The 15491-nt window shown below is 73.1% G+C and carries 16 protein-coding genes; 5 read left to right on the top strand and 11 right to left on the bottom strand.

The window, feature by feature from the left end; genetic code table 11:
- From AB0H87_RS02470 to AB0H87_RS02445, 6 genes are all read right to left on the bottom strand, one after another.
- Positions 1–225: 2'-5' RNA ligase family protein (locus tag AB0H87_RS02470; RefSeq protein ID WP_360138312.1), on the bottom strand; the 225-nt coding region annotated here is incomplete at its 3' end.
- Complete coding sequence (locus tag AB0H87_RS02465; protein WP_360138309.1) at positions 222–722, bottom strand: hypothetical protein; 501 nt, start codon at positions 720–722, stop codon at positions 222–224. The genes AB0H87_RS02465 and AB0H87_RS02470, both read right to left, overlap by 4 nt.
- Before the next feature lie 98 nt (positions 723–820).
- Positions 821–1567, bottom strand: a complete 747-nt coding sequence (locus tag AB0H87_RS02460) for a maleylpyruvate isomerase family mycothiol-dependent enzyme (protein WP_360138306.1) — start codon at positions 1565–1567, stop codon at positions 821–823.
- Positions 1568–1604: 37 nt separating this feature from the next.
- Positions 1605–2900, bottom strand: a complete 1296-nt coding sequence (locus tag AB0H87_RS02455; protein ID WP_360138303.1) for an MFS transporter — start codon at positions 2898–2900, stop codon at positions 1605–1607.
- A 66-nt stretch (positions 2901–2966) separates the two neighbouring features.
- Positions 2967–3416 carry a MarR family transcriptional regulator gene (locus tag AB0H87_RS02450; RefSeq protein ID WP_360138300.1) on the bottom strand — a complete coding sequence of 150 codons (450 nt, stop codon included), beginning with the start codon at positions 3414–3416 and terminating at the stop codon, positions 2967–2969.
- 53 nt (positions 3417–3469) lie between these two features.
- Positions 3470–4945 (bottom strand): NCS2 family permease, encoded by a 1476-nt coding sequence (locus tag AB0H87_RS02445; RefSeq protein WP_360138297.1) that lies wholly within the window; start codon positions 4943–4945, stop codon positions 3470–3472.
- 91 nt (positions 4946–5036) lie between these two features.
- Between AB0H87_RS02445 and AB0H87_RS02440 the strand changes: the two genes are divergently transcribed.
- Positions 5037–5303, top strand: coding sequence for a DUF2530 domain-containing protein (locus tag AB0H87_RS02440; protein WP_360138294.1), 267 nt, complete (start codon positions 5037–5039; stop codon positions 5301–5303).
- Here the strand turns inward: AB0H87_RS02440 and AB0H87_RS02435 are convergent.
- The gene (locus tag AB0H87_RS02435) at positions 5267–6025 is read right to left on the bottom strand and encodes a DUF3027 domain-containing protein (protein WP_360138291.1); all 759 of its coding nucleotides are present in this window, start codon (positions 6023–6025) and stop codon (positions 5267–5269) included. The two genes, AB0H87_RS02440 and AB0H87_RS02435, sit on opposite strands and share 37 nt — an antisense overlap.
- A 60-nt stretch (positions 6026–6085) precedes the next feature.
- On the opposite strand from AB0H87_RS02435, the gene AB0H87_RS02430 reads away from it, so the two are divergent.
- Genes AB0H87_RS02430 through AB0H87_RS02420 form a run of 3 tightly spaced genes read left to right on the top strand, consistent with a single transcriptional unit; the run spans position 6086 to position 9227 of the window.
- The gene (locus tag AB0H87_RS02430) at positions 6086–7774 is read left to right on the top strand and encodes an MFS transporter (RefSeq protein ID WP_360138288.1); all 1689 of its coding nucleotides are present in this window, start codon (positions 6086–6088) and stop codon (positions 7772–7774) included.
- The gene (locus tag AB0H87_RS02425) at positions 7771–8388 is read left to right on the top strand and encodes a futalosine hydrolase (protein WP_360138330.1); all 618 of its coding nucleotides are present in this window, start codon (positions 7771–7773) and stop codon (positions 8386–8388) included. Before AB0H87_RS02430 ends, AB0H87_RS02425 begins: the two co-directional genes overlap by 4 nt.
- A gap of 5 nt (positions 8389–8393) precedes the next feature.
- Entirely contained in the window at positions 8394–9227 is an 834-nt protein-coding gene (locus tag AB0H87_RS02420) for a 1,4-dihydroxy-6-naphthoate synthase (RefSeq protein WP_360138285.1), read from the top strand.
- Here AB0H87_RS02420 and AB0H87_RS02415 read toward each other — a convergent pair.
- Together AB0H87_RS02415 and AB0H87_RS02410 are read right to left on the bottom strand one after the other, a co-directional pair.
- Positions 9188–9574, bottom strand: coding sequence for a cold shock domain-containing protein (locus AB0H87_RS02415; RefSeq protein ID WP_203707595.1), 387 nt, complete (start codon positions 9572–9574; stop codon positions 9188–9190). The genes AB0H87_RS02420 and AB0H87_RS02415 overlap by 40 nt on opposite strands.
- A 35-nt stretch (positions 9575–9609) precedes the next feature.
- Complete coding sequence (locus AB0H87_RS02410) at positions 9610–10227, bottom strand: HAD hydrolase-like protein (RefSeq protein WP_360138327.1); 618 nt, start codon at positions 10225–10227, stop codon at positions 9610–9612.
- Positions 10228–10288: 61 nt separating this feature from the next.
- Between AB0H87_RS02410 and AB0H87_RS02405 the strand changes: the two genes are divergently transcribed.
- Positions 10289–12694: a helicase-associated domain-containing protein gene (locus AB0H87_RS02405; protein ID WP_360138282.1), complete on the top strand. Its 2406-nt coding sequence runs from the start codon at positions 10289–10291 to the stop codon at positions 12692–12694.
- Positions 12695–12769: 75 nt separating this feature from the next.
- Here AB0H87_RS02405 and AB0H87_RS02400 read toward each other — a convergent pair whose 3' ends face one another.
- Together AB0H87_RS02400 and AB0H87_RS02395 are read right to left on the bottom strand one after the other, a co-directional pair.
- Positions 12770–14659: an FtsX-like permease family protein gene (locus AB0H87_RS02400; RefSeq protein WP_360138279.1), complete on the bottom strand. Its 1890-nt coding sequence runs from the start codon at positions 14657–14659 to the stop codon at positions 12770–12772.
- Positions 14660–14663: 4 nt separating this feature from the next.
- Positions 14664–15434, bottom strand: a complete 771-nt coding sequence (locus tag AB0H87_RS02395) for an ABC transporter ATP-binding protein (protein ID WP_360138276.1) — start codon at positions 15432–15434, stop codon at positions 14664–14666.
- Positions 15435–15491: the final 57 nt, after the last annotated feature.

Here is a 15491-nt window from a genome sequence, read left to right as displayed (position 1 = left end):
CGCGTAATAGCGCTCCACCCCCTGCCCCACCGCCTGCTCAACGTCGGCGAGGCGCTCGTCGGCGACGTCGCCCAGGAAGGCGAGCGTCAGGTGGTAGGTCTCGGGGCGGGCGAGGCGGGTGTTCGTGCCAGCGGCCGCCGCCTGGCCCACCCGCAGCGCGCCCACGAAGGCGGCCAGGTCCGCGACCGCTTCCGACGATGGGTAAGCCGCGACGAACAGCCTCACCGCTGCTCGCGGCGTTCCGCGTCCGCCGTCGGCAGGGTCATGCCCGCCAGTTGCAGCTCGCCCTCGACCCGGACGCGTTCGATCTCGAGGTCGACACCGACCAGCTCCGACAGGTGCTCCGTCACGCCGAGGCACGCGCACGCCAAGCCGAGCTGCTCGTCGTAAGCGCGCAGCACCGCGGTCTGCCACACCTGCGACCGCTGCGCGATGCCCAGGCGTTGGCGGCCCAGGCGATGCAGGTCAGCGGCGATCTGCTCGATCGTCGGGCGGTCCGGCTCGTCGGCCGGGTCGAGCTCCACCGGCACCTCGAGCGCGCCCATCGAGCGGTCCAGCTTGCTGATCGCGCGGCGCTCCCGGCGCACCACGCGCGCGTGGTGGACCGCGCGGGAGGCGCGTTCGAGCAGTTCGTCCGCGCACACGATCGCGGCGACGATGGCGGGCAGACACAGCAAGGTCAGGATCGCCACCGCTAGCACGAGTGTGTGCGAAATCGCCACTCTTCGACGCTATGCGGCTCTGGCAGCGACCGCCACCGATTTGGGTTTCATTTGGTGCACCGACCGGCCAAATTCGCGCCTTGCGGCATTCGTGGTGATCATTGTGTGGCCGCCTCCAGCATGGCGCGTAGGCGGGCGACCGCTGACGCGTCTCCCTCGACCCGGACCGCGCTGTCGTCGACCCGCCGCCACAGCCACAGCAGCACGTCGTGCGGCGCGCCGGACACCTGGGCCACGGCCTGGCCGGCGGTCGGTGCGGCGATCTCGACGCTGCCGTGGTCGAGGCGCACCAACCAGCGCGCGCCGGCCGTGCTGACCAGCACCGCCTGGTCGCCGTTGGCGCGTAGCAGGTTGCCGAAGTCTTCCGGCCACTGTCGGGTGGCATAGGACAGGAAGACCTCGAGCACCTCCGCGATGCCGTCGCCGGCCAGCTCGGCCGGGATCGGCGAGATCGGGGAGCCCGCGGCCAGCTCGGCGTCGACCCGGTGGATCACCGTCTCCTGTGCCATCCGGCGGACCCAGAAGCCGACGGTCTGGTCCGGCTCATACCACGTCGCGCATCGCTCCGAGTCGGGCCGGGCGGCGAACTCCGCGACCAGCTCGGCGTAGGCCCGGTCGAGCAGCGCCAGCGGCTGCTCGCCGGTCGGCTCCGGCGGCCACGGGTCGGGCAGCTTGCCGCCCCGCATGGTCTCGACCTTGTGCAGGTAGACCCAGGCGACGTGGCTGACCAGGTCGTCGACCGTCCAACCGGGACAGGACGGGACCGGCAACGACAGGTCGCCGGCCGCCGCCCGCAGGTCGTTGAAGTCGGCCTCGAGGCTCCGGAGGAACACATCGCGCGTCATGTGGCACAGCAAACCAGATCCGTACGACACAAGCGCGTCATACGCGTTCGACCGCGGCCGCGGCCGGGACGATCCGCACCCGCGGCACCGGGCGCAGGTGCATCCGCACCCGGTTGCCGCTGTGCCGGAGCTGCACCACCAGCGCGAGCGTGGTCGCGGCGAGGGCGACGACGCCGCCGAGCCAGATCGCCGGGCCCGCACCGGCGTGGTCGGCCAGCGCACCGACCAGCGGCCCGGACACCGGGTTGACGCCCATGAAGACCAGAACCCAGAGGGCCATCACGCGGCCGCGGTACGCGGCGTCGGTGCCGAGCTGGATCCGCTGGTTGGCCGCCTGCGCGAAGAAGACCATGAAGAACCCGGTCGGCACCAGCGCGGCCACGACCAGCCAGTACACCGGCAGGATGCCGATCAGGATCCCGAACGCGCTGAACACCATGGCCGAGACGATCACCGTGTAGACCGACGGCCGGGACCTCCGCGTACCACCGATCAAGGCACCGACCAGCGCGCCCAGCCCGAGCGCGGTGGTGAAGAGGCCGAACGACGCGGCCCCGGTGTTGAACCCGGTCTTGGCCAGCGACTGCAGGGTCACCGGGAAGTTGAACAGGGTCAGCGCCAGCGTGCTCATCAGCACCATCGGCAGCATCAGGTCGGGCCGCCGCCGCACGTAGCGCAACCCGTCGATCACTCGCGCCGGCTCCCGCGAGGCAGCTGGCGCGAGGTCAAGGCGGTACAGCTCCCCGGGCCGCATCCGGACCAGGCAGACCAGCGGCGCGACGGCGAGCACGGCGCTGAACACGAACACCGGGCCCACGTCGAAGAGCGCGATCGCGACACCGGCGATCGACGGGCCGATCACGCGGGCGCTGTTGAAGGTCGCCGCGGACAGGCCCAGCGCGTTGGGCAGCAGCCGGGTCTCCACGAGCTCGGAGACGAACGACTGGCGCACGGGCGTCTCGACGGCGCTGGCCACGCCGAGCAGCAGCGCGAAGACGTAGACGTGCCAGAGTTGCGCCGCGCCGCTGAGCACCAGCAGGGAGAACAGCACGCACAGGACGGTCCAGGCGGCGTTCGCGACAAATAGGATCTTGCGTTTGTCGTAGCGGTCGGCCAGCCGCCCGGACAGCAGCGTCAGCGCCAGCACCGGGGTGAACTGGAGCGCCGTGACGATGCCGAGCTGTGCGGCGGTGCCACCCAACAGGAAGACGAGCCAGTCCTGGGTGGTGAACATCATCCACACGCCGATCAGCTTGACGAGCTGACCGAGCGCGAAGAGCCGGTAGTTCCTGACGGTCAGGGACTGGAACGTGGTGCTGAGCCGGGCCCGCAAGGGTGTTGCGCCTCCTAAGAGATCCGCGTACGCGTCATCCACAAAGGACGAAGCGGCGCGGCCGGCTCAGGCGCGCGCGACCTTCTGCAGGATCTCCGCGGCCCGGCGGAGCGTGTCCCGCTCCTCCGGGGTGAGCGCGGCGAGGCGAGGGGCCAACCACTCGTCACGGGCCCGCTCGTACTGGTCGAGGATCGCCCGCCCCTCCTCCGTGGCCGCCAGGATCACCTGGCGCCCGTCGGTGGGGTGCGGAGTCCGTTGCACCAGCCCGCGCTCCTCCAGCTTGGCGACGATCTTGGTCATCGTCGGCGGCTGGACTCGTTCGACGTCGGCAAGTTCTCGGGGGGACAGCGCACCGGCCAGCTGGAGGCTGGTCAGGGCGGAGAGCTGGGTAACCGTGAGATCGCCGACCGGGCGGGTCTGCCTGACCCGCCGGTTGAACCGGGTTATCGCATCGCGCAACGACGAGGCGAGCTGCGCCACCGAGACGCGCCTAACCGTCACCGTCCGCTCCGTCACGATAATTAGCTTAACTAATAAGCCCGGCTAACAACCAGCGAGTATGGCCCCGGTCACGAGATCAAGGTCTCGATGGGGCCACGCAGGAAGTACACCACGAACAGGGCGGCGACGGCGTACAACAGCGGGTGAACCTCACGCGCCTTGCCCCGGGCGAGCTTGATCACGACGTACGCGATGATCCCGGCCCCGATGCCGTTGGAGATCGAGTAGGTGAACGGCATCAGCACGATGGTCAGGAACGCCGGCACGGCGATCTCGTAGTCGGTCCAGTCGATGCTCCGCACCGCGGTCATCATCAGGAAGCCGACGATCACCAGCGCCGCCGACGCCGCCTCGAACGGCACGACGGTGACCAGCGGGGCGATGAACATCGCGAGCAGGAACAGCCCGCCGGTGACCAGGTTGGCCACGCCGGTCCGGGCGCCCTCGGCGACACCGGACGCGCTCTCGATGTAGGAGGTGTTGCTCGAGACGCTGGCCGCACCGCCGGCGGCGGCCGCGACGGAGTCGACGAGCAGGATTTCCCGCGTACGCGGCGGCATGCCCTGCTCGTCGAGCAGGCCGCCCTCCTGGCCGACCGCGACCATCGTGCCCATCGTGTCGAAGAAGTCCGTGATCATCAGCGTGAAGACGAACATCAGCACGACGAGCCAGCCGGCGCTCGACCACGAGTCGAGCACGTTGAACTTGCCCAGCAGCGACAGGTCGGGCAGGTCGACGATGGTGTCCGGCAGCTTCGGCACGTTCAGCGACCAGCCGTGCGGGTTCGGCTTGCCGTCGACGAACGACGGGCCGATCTTGCCGATCGCCTCGACGATGATCGCGAGCACGGTGGCCGACAGGATGCCGATCAGGATCGCGCCGCGGACCCGGCGTACGAACAGGATGATCGTCACCAGCAGCGCGAACACGAAGACCAGCGCCGGCCAGGTGACCAGGCGGCCGTTGATGCCGAGCCCGACCGGGACCGTGGTGCCCGCGGCGTCCGGGATCCGGCGCACGAAGCCCGAGTCGACCAGGCCGATGATCGTCAGGAAGAGGCCGATGCCCACCCCGATCGCGGCCTTGAGCTGGGTCGGCACCGACCGGAAGATGCTCTCCCGCAGCCCGGTAAGCACCAGGATGGCGATCAGCACGCCCTCGATGACCACGAGGCCCATCGCGTCGGCCCAGGTCATCTGCGGCGCGATCTCGTAGGCCACCATCGCGTTGACGCCGAGGCCGGCGGCCAGCGCGAGCGGGAACCGGGCCACGACGCCCATCACGATCGTCATCACGCCCGCGACCAGCGCGGTGGCGGCGGCGATGGCGGCGATGGCGAGGTGGGCACCGTTGGCGTCCGCCGCGTTGCCCAGGATCAGCGGGTTGAGCACGACGATGTACGCCATCGTGAAGAACGTCGCGAACCCACCGCGCACTTCACGGCCCACCGTGGAGCCACGGGAGCTGATGGAGAAGTAGCGGTCGAAACCGCTCTGCGGGCGGTCGGGCGTCGCTGCCCTCGGCGTGGTCGGTGCCTCGGTCATCGTGGGCTCCCCACGGAGATCATCAATGTGACCTGGGCATAGTGCCACAGCCGGTGTTTCACCGAAAGATCTTCCTGGTTACCCTTTTCGAGTGGCTGACCAGCAACAACCACGGGTGGCGCCGCTCGACCCGCCGATGGTGCCGTTCGCAGTGGGCGGAATCGTGGTATGGGCGGTGATCGGGCTCGTGGTGCTCGCCTTTTTCCGCGACGGGCGCGAAAACTGGCTTTGGACCTGCCTGGCCGGCTTCGTGCTCGGTTTCCCGGGCCTCGCGGTCATGATCAGGCACGACGCCAACCGGCGCCGCCGCCTGGCGGCCGGTCAGTCGTCGACCGACTCGACCTCGCCGTCGTCGTAGACGGTCGGCAGCTCCTCGGCCGGCGCGCTCTCGGCCAGCGCCTCGGAGTGGGCGCCGCAGCCGTGGTCGGCGCTGACCGCCCGGCCGTCGTCGGGCGCGAACATGTTGCCGCAGACCCCGAACGCCTGGCGTAGGGCACCGGCCAGCGGCAGGTAGAAACCGCAGCTCACGCAGCGGGCGGCCGAGGGCGCGGCGGTGGAGATCGCGGCGTCGGGACCGTGGTCGCCGTCGTACCACCGCTGGGCGGTCTCCTCGCGGCCCTCCTTCGACATCACCCTGGGCCGACCGAGGCCGAGCTCCCAGGCGACGTCGTCGACGGCCGGGTCGTCGGCCAGCGTGTAGCCCGGCACGAGCCGGTCGTCGTCGGCCGGGGTCAGCAGGAGGTCGCCGACGCCCAGGTCACCGGGCTGGAGGCGGTCCTGCCAGGGCACCCAGCCCGGGGCCTGCAGCGCGTCGGGCCCGGGGAGCAGCACGGTCTCGCAGACGGTCACGTGCTTGCTCCGGGAGACCCGGGTCACTGTGACGGCCCAGCGCCAACCCCGGTATCCGGGCATTTCGCAGGCAAAGTAGTGGGTGACCAAACGCTCGCCCTCGGCGACAACGTCGAGATGGGCGCCAACCTCCGCCGCGTCGACCTCGGTGATCGCCGCTCGCGCGAGATCGACGGCCGCGGCGCAGACCTGGTCGAGCTTCGCGGATCGCACGGTGGCACTCCTGGTCACCCCGACATTCTTCACTACGCGTGTGGGCCGCCGACACCGGGATGGGAGAGGATGGGGCGCATGCCGTTGATACGTCGCACGGGTTCGACGCTCGGCCGTCTCATCGGCACGACCGTCAAGGGCGGGCGCCTGGTGAGCCGGGGCGTCCGGCGCGGCGTCGGCAGCGCCCGGTCGAAGGGCGCCCGGGGCGAAACGGGCATGATGCGCCTGTTCGACCTGCACGCCGCGTCGTGTGCCGGTGACACGCTGATCACCATCGGGCTCGCCGGCACGATCTTCTTCGACGTTCCCCTCGGCGAGGCGCGCACCAAGGTCGCGCTCTACCTGCTCATCACGATGATCCCGTTCGCCCTGCTGGCGCCGGTGGTCGGCCCGCTGCTCGACCACTTCCGGCACGGCCGGCGGTGGGCGCTGGCGGCGACGTTCCTGGGCCGGGCGTTCCTGGTCTGGGCGGTCGCGGACAACACGGGCTCGCTCGCGCTCTATCCGGCGGCGTTCGGTGTGCTCGCCCTCTCCCGGGCGTACGGCGTGGCCAGATCCGCGGCCGTGCCCAGACTGCTGCCCGAGGGCCTCGGCCTGTCCCAGGCGGGCGCCCGGGCGAGCATCTACGGCACCGTGGCCGGCGCGATCGCGGCACCCATCGGCGTGGCCGCGTTCGCCATCGGCCCGGAATGGCCCCTGCGGATCGCCGCCGTCATCTTCCTCGTCGGCATGGTGATCTCGCTGCGGCTGCCCGGCCGGGCCGACTCGGACCCGCCGGAGCAGGTGCCGAGGCCGATAGCGGCGATCTTCGGCGCGCTGCGCCGCAACGGCGACCGCCCGCTCTCCGGCCGGCTGGTGATCGCCACCCTGATCGGCAGTGCCACCCTCCGGGCCTTCTACGGCTTCCTCCTGCTCTTCCTCGCGTTCGCGGTGAAGGGCGGCTACCTGGACACGACCCTGTTCGGCCGGGACGTCAGCGACGGCTTCGCGCTCAGCGTCATGGGCGCCGCGCTCGGCGCCGGCACGTTCCTGGCGACCGCGGTGGGCACCCGACTGCGCATACATCGGCCCGTGGCGCTGCAGTCCAGCGGGTTGATCATCACCGCCGGGCTGGCGGTGCTGACCACGATCGGCTTCTCGCTGGCCATGGTCGCGCTGCTCTGCCTGGTCACGGCCGTGATGAGCGGCATCGCCAAGCTCTCCAACGACGCCACGATCCAGGAGCGCGTGCCCGAACGGCTGCGCGCCAGCGCGTTCGCCCACTCGGAGACCGTGCTGATGCTGGCCTTCGTGGCCGGTGGCGGGCTCGGGCTGGTCCCGGTCACCGGCCGGGTCGGCGTGGGCATCCTCGCCGCGCTCGCGGCGCTGGCCGCGCTGCGCTCGGTGCTGGTCGCCGGGCGGCTGCGCAAGGAGCGGCTGCACGGCCGCTTCGACGTGGGCGGCGACGAGACGGTCGAGGAGAAGCTCGGCGAGCCGGAGCCACGCACCCCGGAACCCCGCGCCGCGGAACCCCGCGCTGCGGAGCCCCGCACCAAGGTCGACACGCGACCGCCGCCACGCGCCGAGGCGCCCACGGCCGAGATGCCGCGCGCCGGCCGCCGCTGGTGGCGCCGGACCCGCGAGGACGAGGCAGCAAAACCCGAGTCGGCCGAGAGCGGCAGCACGACCGTCGTCGCACCGCCGGGTTACCACGTCTACCGCCCCAGCAACCCGGTCGACGGCCCCGGCGAGGACCCGTGGCGCGACACCGCGGGGCCGCCGGCGTGACCGGGCTGCTCGTCGTCACCGCCGTCGAAGCCGAGGCCGAGGCGGTCCGGGCCGGGCTCGACGGCCGGCTCACCGTCACCGCGGTCGGCGTCGGTCCCGCCGCGGCCGCCGCCGGCACCGCCCGGCTGCTGGCGCTGGCCGAAGTGGGCGGGCGCCCGTACACCGGCGTGATCTTCCTGGGCATCGGCGGCGGCTTCGCCGGGCGCGTCGAGGTCGGCGGCACCGCGATCGCCACCCGCAGCGTCGCCGCGGACCTGGGCGCCGAGAGCCCCGACGGTTTCCTGCCGATCGACGAGCTGGGCTTCGGCACGGCCGTGGCGGAGGCGGACCCCGGCCTGCTCGCGACCCTGCCCGACGCGGTCACCGGGACCATCCTGACCGTGAGCACCGTCACGGGGACGGCCGCGTCGACCGAGGCGCTCGCCACGCGCTTCCCCGACGCGGTGGCGGAGGGGATGGAGGGCTACGGCGTCGCGTGCGCGGCCGCCGGGCACCCGTTTGCCGAGGTCAGGGCCATCTCCAATGTGATCGGCCCGCGCGACCGGTCGGCCTGGCGCATCCCCGCGGCGCTGGCCGCCCTGACCCGGGCCGCGAAAGCCGTGGGGTTAGCGTGACGGGTATGGCGCTCTCCCTGGCCTTCTCGCCGTGCCCCAACGACACCTTCGTCTTCCACGCGCTCGCGCACGGGCTGGTGCCGGGTGCGCCGCCGGTCGAGGTGACCTACGCGGACGTCGACGTGACCAACACGGCGGCGGAGAACGGCGCCTTCGACCTGGTCAAGGTCAGCTACGCGGCGCTGCCCTGGCTGCTGGACGACTACGAGCTGCTCCCCTGCGGCGGCGCGCTCGGCCGGGGCTGCGGCCCGCTGGTGCTGACCCGGCAGGACGGCCCGCGCGACCTCGACGGCGCCCGTGTGGCGGTGCCGGGCGACCGGACCACCGCGTACCTGCTGTTCCGGCTCTGGGCCGAGGGACAGCGGCCGGCGGCGATCGAGGTCGTGCCGTTCCACGAGATCATGCCGGCCGTGGCCGCCGGCCGATACGACGCCGGCCTGGTGATCCACGAGGCCCGGTTCACCTACCCGCGGCACGGGCTGACCGCCCTGGTCGACCTCGGCGAGTGGTGGGAGGGCGACACCGGCCTGCCGATCCCGCTGGGCGCGATCCTCGCCAAGCGCGGCACGGTCGACCCGGCCCAGGCCACGGAGTGGGTACGCGCCTCCGTGCGCCAGGCCTGGGCCGACCCGGCCGCCAGCCGTGACTACGTGCTCGCCCACGCCCAGGAGATGGAGCAGGCCGTGGTCGACCAGCACATCGCGCTCTACGTCAACGAGTTCACCGAGGACCTCGGCGCCGAGGGCCGCAAGGCCATCGACGCGCTCCTCGGCCGGGCCGCGGCCGGCGGGCTGGTGCCTCAGATCTCCAGTTCGCGGGCGACCGCGTGGAGCAGCTGAGCCACCTGCTGGGCGGTCTTCTTGTCGGGGAACCGGCCGCGCCGCAGGTCGGGCTGGACCCGCGCCTCGAGCACCTTGATCATGTCTTCGACCATGCTCTGCAGCTCGTCGGCGGGGCGGCGGCGCAGCTCGGCCATCGACGGCGGGGCGTCGAGCAGCTTCACGCCGAGCGCCTGCGCGCCCTTGCGGCTGTCGACCACACCGAACTCGATCCGCTGGCCACCCTTGAGGTCCGTGACACCGGCGGGCAGCGCGGCCTTGGGCAGGAACACGTCGCCACCCTCGTCACTGGTGACGAACCCGTATCCCTTGGTCGCGTCGAACCACTTCACTCGACCGGTCGGCACTGCAACCTCACTGAACTTCGCCGGACTTACTGACGTCACAAGGCTAGCTGGACCAAGCCCGGAAGCGCCGCCGGGAATTCGCGAAGATCGGTAAGAACCAGCCGGGCGCCGGCCACGCTGAGCTCTTCGGCCGAGCACGGGCCGGTCGTCACGGCAACACCGGGGACATCGGCGGTACGCGCGGCGACCATGTCGGCCACGTGGTCTCCCACATAGACGGCGCACCCGTGCGCGGTCAGCGCCGTCGCCTTGCCCTCGGCGAACAGGTCGCCGGCCACCGCGTCCACGGGCAGGCCGAGATGCGACAGGTGCAGTTCGGCCAGCCGGCCCAGCTTCGAGGTGACGACCACCACACGCCAGCCCGCCGCCCGCACCGCGTCGACGGCCGCGCGGGCGCCCGGCATCAGCACGGTCGGCTCGATCGCGTGGGCCGCGTACAGCTCGCGGTAGGTCGTGACGGCCGCTTCCAGCTCGGCGGGCGGGAACCAGTTGGCGAGCTCGACCCGCAGCGGCGGGCCCAACCGGGAGACGGCCGCCTGCTCGTCCACATAGGTTCCGGTGACGGCGGTCAGCTCGCGGTAGGCCGCCGCGATGCCGGGCCGGGTGTCGGCGAGGGTCATGTCGAAGTCGAAGCCGACGGCCGGTGGGGTGATCACGCGGTGGACTCTATCGGCATAAAAGCAGGTTGCCGGATAGCGTGGGAAGGCGATGAACATGCTCGTCGACCAATTCCGGTCGCTGCCCGACGAGGCGCTCGCGGCTTTGCTGCGCATGCGTCCGGATCTGGTCGTCCCGGTCCCGTCCGACCTGTCCGCGCTGGCGCTGCGGGCCCAGTCACGGATGTCGATCGCCCGCGTGCTCGACGGCTTCGACCGGTTCACCCTGGAGATCCTCGACGCGGCCCGGCTGAGCCGCGGCCAGTCCGACGGCACCACCAGCCTCGAGGCGATCTTCACGCTGACCGCCGCCGTGGACCGCGAGGCTGTCCGCGCCGCCGTCGACCGGCTGCGCGCCCGGTTCGTGCTCTACGGGCCCGAGATCGCGCTGTCCGTGGCCACCGGGGTCGAAGAGGTCTCCTCGCCGTACCCGGCAGGGCTGGGCCGGCCCGCCGCCCTGCTCGACGCGGGCGCGGCCGAGCTGGTCGCGGACCCCGCCCGGTTGCGCCGCACCGTGCTCGCCGCGCCGCCGCCGGCCCGCGCGGTGCTCGACCGGCTCGCCGCCGGTCCCCCGGTCGGCACGCTGGCCGGCGGCGGGGAGGCCGGCTCGCCGGTCCGCTGGCTGGTCGACAACGCCCTGCTCGTGCCGGTGCCCAGCGGCGGCTTCGAACTGCCGCGCGAGGTCGGCCTGCTGCTGCGCCGCGACACCGGGCCGCTCGGGACGCTGCACGCGGCCCCACCCAAGATCGACGCGTCCGTCCGGGAGCCGAAGCTCGTCGACTCGGCGGGTGCGGGCCAGGCCATGGACGCGGTACGGCACACCGAGACGCTGCTGCTCGCCCTGGAGGCGGAGCCGGCGGCGGTCCTGCGCTCCGGCGGCATCGGGGTCCGGGAGCTGCGCCGGCTCGCCCGCGCGGCCGGGCTCGACGACGGCACCGCGGCGACGCTGCTGGAGGCCGCGTACGCCGCCGGGCTGGCCGGCGAGGCCGAGGCACACACCGCCCCGGTGGGCCGGCCCGCGCCGGAGAGCCAGGTCCTGCCGACCTCCCGCTTCGACGCCTGGCGCGCGTCCTCGATCGCGCGCCGCTGGACCGACCTCGCGGCCGCCTGGCTGACCATGACCCGCCAGCCCGGCCTGGTCGGCCAGCGCGACGAGCGGGACCGCCCGATCACCGTGCTGGCTCCCGAGGTCGAGCGGTCCGGCGCGCCCGCCGCCCGCCGGGCCGTGCTGGCCATCCTCGGCGACCAGCCGCCGGGCACCGCGCCGAGCGCCGACGAACTGCTCGCCCGCCTCGACTGGGCGGCGCCGCGGCGCACCCGGGGCCGCGAAGACGCCTATCGCGAGGTACTCACCGAGGCCGCCGTGCTCGGCGTCACCGGGCTGGGCGCGCTGACCGCCCCGGGCCGAGCGCTGCTCGCCGACGACGCCGCCGAGCTGGGCCACGATGAGCGGGCGGCGGCCGACCCGCTCGGCATGCGCGCCGAGGGCAACCGCGCGCCGGACGACCCGCCGACCGCGGTCAAGGTGCTCGACGCGTTGCTGCCCGCGCCCGTCGACCACTTCCTGCTGCAGGCCGATCTGAGCGTCGTGGTGCCCGGCCCGCCGGAGCCGGAGCTGTCCGCCGAGCTGGAGGTGGTGGCCGAGCCGGAGTCGGCCGGGGGCGCGAGCGTCTACCGGGTGACGCCGGAGGCCGTGCGGCACGCCTTGGACACCGGGTACGCCGCCGACGACCTGCACCGCCTGTTCCGCCGCCGGTCGCGCACCCCGGTGCCGCAGGCGCTGACGTACCTGATCGACGACGTGGCCCGCCGGCATGGCGGCCTGCGGGTCGGCGGTGCCGGCTCCTATCTGCGCAGCGAGGACGAGGCGCTGGTCGCGGAGGTGCTCGCCGACCGCCGGCTGGCCGGGCTCGGGCTGCGCAAGCTGGCGCCGACGGTGCTGGTCACCCCGATGCCGAGCGCGCGGCTGCTGCAGGACCTGCGCGAGGCCGGGTACGCGCCGGTGCCCGAGGACGCGACCGGCGCCACCGTGCGCGGCCGGGTCAAGGCGCGCCGAGCGCCGGCGCGGGGCACGGGCCTCGCGCGGCTGGGCGGGGGCGGCACGGTCGACGCGATCGCCGGGGTCCAGCTCACCCAGCCGCGGCTGCTCGGCATCGTCGAGCAGATCCGGCGCGGCGACGCGGCGGCCCGCACGGCCCGACGCGCACCCGCGGCGGTGCGGCCGGGCAACGGCTCGGGCCCGGTCGCGGTGCAGACCCACACCCAGGCGTTGGCGGTGCTCCAGCAGGCGATCCGCGACAAGGCGCTGGTCTGGGTGGGCTACGTGGACGCCCACGGCTCGACCACGTCGCGCCTGGTCCGCCCGGTCTCGATCGGCGCGGGCTACCTACGCGCGGAGGACGAACGCACGGAGATGCTCCACACGTTCGCCCTCCACCGCATCAGCGCCGCGGTCCTGGACTAGCCGCCATACGGGTGCTCCGCCGCGGCAGAGCACCCGGGACGGACCCGCCCGCCTGGGACCCAGGACGGGCCGTCGCTAGTCGCGGGCCGCGACCAACCGGATCGCCGGCGTACGGGTGGCCGTCAGCGACGTCAGCACGCTGGTCAGGCCGACCACCACCGTGGCGAGCAGGACCACGCCGCCGAACATCGTCCACGGCACGCTGACCACCGCGACGCCGACCATGTCGCGGACCGCGGACGCCATGCCGATGACCGAGGCGATGGCGGCCAGCGACCCGAGCAGCACGCCGATCGCGACGACGGCCAGCGACTCGCCCAGCGCGGCGAGCACCACCTGGGCGCGGGTGAGGCCCGTGACCCGCGCCGCCGCGAACTCCGAGCGGCGGTCCGAGGCCGCGATCACGACCGCGTTGATCATTGCGATGACCGTGTAGAGCATCGCCATGCCGATCAGTGCCACCATGATGTGTGCGCTGATCTCGTCCTGCTCGGCGCTGAACGCGTCGACCCACTGTGCCGCGGTCGCCACCTGGCCGAGGCCCGCGAGCCCCACCGCGGCGGCCGGGTCGGCGGCCTGCACCACGTAGCGGCGCGGGCCGTCGGGTGCGAGGTCCGCCGGCAGCAGCGCGGCCGGGCCGACCAGCGTGTCCGGCAGCAGGGCGACCACCCGGAGCTGGTCCGGGCCGCCGTCGATGCGCACCGGCACCATGTCGCCGACCCGGAAGCCCGTGGCCGCGCTGGGCGTCAGCGCGATCGTCGCGCCGTGCAGGTCGGCCAGGTTGCCGGACCGGGGCGCCACCTGGTGCGTCCTGGCGTACGCGGCCGGGTCGACGGCGATGGCGCCGGTCGACTCCCACTCCAGCCCGTCGGGGTCACCCGTCTCCGCGATGTCGAAGCTGACCTGGGCCTCTTCGGACACCGCGGTCACGCCGGGCACCGCGGCCACCTGGTCGGCGACCGGCCGGTCGGCCTCGAGCACGTAGTCGGCCCGCAGGTCCCGGACGATCTCCTGCCGCCCGGCCTCGCTCATCGTGCCGGTCATGCCGGCCATCCCGACCGCGAACGCGACCAGCACCATGATCGGTGCGGCGGTGGAGGCGCTGCGGCGTACACCGGTGCGCAGGTTGGCGTGAGCGAGCACGCCCAGCTTGCCGCGGAAGAGCGCGCCGAACGGCGCGGCCACCAGCGGCACGACCAGGGGCGCGAGCACGGCGAACGCCGTGACCAGGGTGAACGTCGCGTTGATCGACAGCGGCAGCGCCGCCTCGCCGCCCACGGCGGGCACCAGGATCAGCAGCGCGATGCTGCCGGCCAGGAAGATCAGGCCGATCACCCAGCGACTCGCGGTCATCACCTTCGCCGCCGCGCCCAGGTCACGCAGGGCCTCGAGCGGCCGCACCCGGGACGCCCGGCGGGACGCGGCGAGGACGCCCAGGACCGCTACGCCGATGCCGGTGCCGGCGGAGACGTAGATGATCCAGTCGCGCCACTGGCCGGTGAACCCCGCGGGTGCCAACTCGAACTCGGTCAGCATGGTCCCTTGCAGCCGCATCACGGGCAGGCCGAGGACGATCCCGATCGCCGAGCCGACGATGCCGAGCAGCAGCGCCTCGCCGACCAGCAGCGTGCGCACCTGACGGCGGCCCGCTCCGGTGAGCCGCAGCAGGGCGAGGTCCCGCCGCCGCTGCGCGACGGTGAACGCGAAGGTCGAGCTGACCACGAAGATGGCGACGAAGAACGCCAGGCCCAACGTCATGCCGAGCAGCGTGATCGCCGCGGCGTAACCGTCGCTGGTCGCGCGCGCCTCGGCCGCGGGCAGGCCGGGCGGCACCTTGGCGACGGCCGCCGACACGAGCGTCAGCAGGGAGGACTGCACCAGCGCCACGCCCAGGCAGACGGTGACGATCGCGCCCACGAAGACGGGCCAGCGGTCGCGGAACGTGCGCAATGCCATCAGCAGCATGGCCCTACTCCTCCCAGCGGGCGAGCCGGTCGGCCACCTCGCGGGTGGTCGGCCGGTCGAGGGTGTCGACCACCCGCCCGTCGCCGAGGAAGACCACCCGGTCCGCGCTCGCCGCGGCGGCCGGGTCGTGGGTGACCATCACGATCGTCTGCGCACTGGTGTCGACCATGGACCGGAGCATGCGCAGCACGATCCGCGCCGAGCGGGTGTCCAGGGCGCCGGTCGGCTCGTCGGCGAACAGCACCGCGGGCCGCGTGACCATCGCCCGGGCGATCGCGACGCGCTGCTGCTGGCCGCCGGAAAGCTCCGCGGGGCGGTGCCGCACCCGGTCGCCCAGGCCGACGGCGGCGAGCACCTCGCGGACCTCACGGCGCTTGGGCCGGCGGCCGGCCAGCCGCAGCGGCATCGCCACGTTCTGCTCGGCGGTGAGCGCGTTGATCAGGTTGAAGCTCTGGAAGACGAAGCCCACGGCGGTGCGACGCAGCCGGGTCAACTCGGCGTCCGAGGCGTTGGTGATGTCCTGCCCGGCGATCAGCACCCGGCCGTCGGTGACCCGCTCGAGCCCGGCGGCGCAGTGCAGCAGCGTCGACTTGCCGGATCCCGACGGGCCCATGACGGCCGTCCAGGATCCCGCCGGGAAGCTGATGTCCACGTTGTCCAATGCGTGGACGGCAGCGCTCTGCTTGCCGTACACCCGGGAAACCCCGTGCAGTTCGACCGCCGCCGCGGTCGCGACCGGCACGTCCGCCGGCAGTCGTGTCGTCTGTGTGTCCACGCACTCAATTCCACCGGCCGGAACGCCCCGAATCAGTCACGCCCGCCAGCGTCTTGG

The organism is Asanoa sp. NPDC050611, from assembly GCF_040654855.1.
GTDB lineage: Bacteria > Actinomycetota > Actinomycetes > Mycobacteriales > Micromonosporaceae > Asanoa.
This window is presented reverse-complemented; position numbering and strand designations above follow the sequence as displayed.

What these genes read in the sequence shown, in the direction of transcription:
- AB0H87_RS02460 (WP_360138306.1), bottom strand. Translation starts at nt 1,567, where the DNA reads ATGACGCGCGATGTGTTCCTCCGGAGCCTCGAGGCCGACTTCAACGAC.
- AB0H87_RS02445 (WP_360138297.1), bottom strand. Translation starts at nt 4,945, where the DNA reads ATGACCGAGGCACCGACCACGCCGAGGGCAGCGACGCCCGACCGCCCG.
- AB0H87_RS02405 (WP_360138282.1), top strand. Translation starts at nt 10,289, where the DNA reads ATGCTCGTCGACCAATTCCGGTCGCTGCCCGACGAGGCGCTCGCGGCT.
- AB0H87_RS02420 (WP_360138285.1), top strand. Translation starts at nt 8,394, where the DNA reads ATGGCGCTCTCCCTGGCCTTCTCGCCGTGCCCCAACGACACCTTCGTC.
- AB0H87_RS02430 (WP_360138288.1), top strand. Translation starts at nt 6,086, where the DNA reads ATGCCGTTGATACGTCGCACGGGTTCGACGCTCGGCCGTCTCATCGGC.
- AB0H87_RS02400 (WP_360138279.1), bottom strand. Translation starts at nt 14,659, where the DNA reads ATGCTGCTGATGGCATTGCGCACGTTCCGCGACCGCTGGCCCGTCTTC.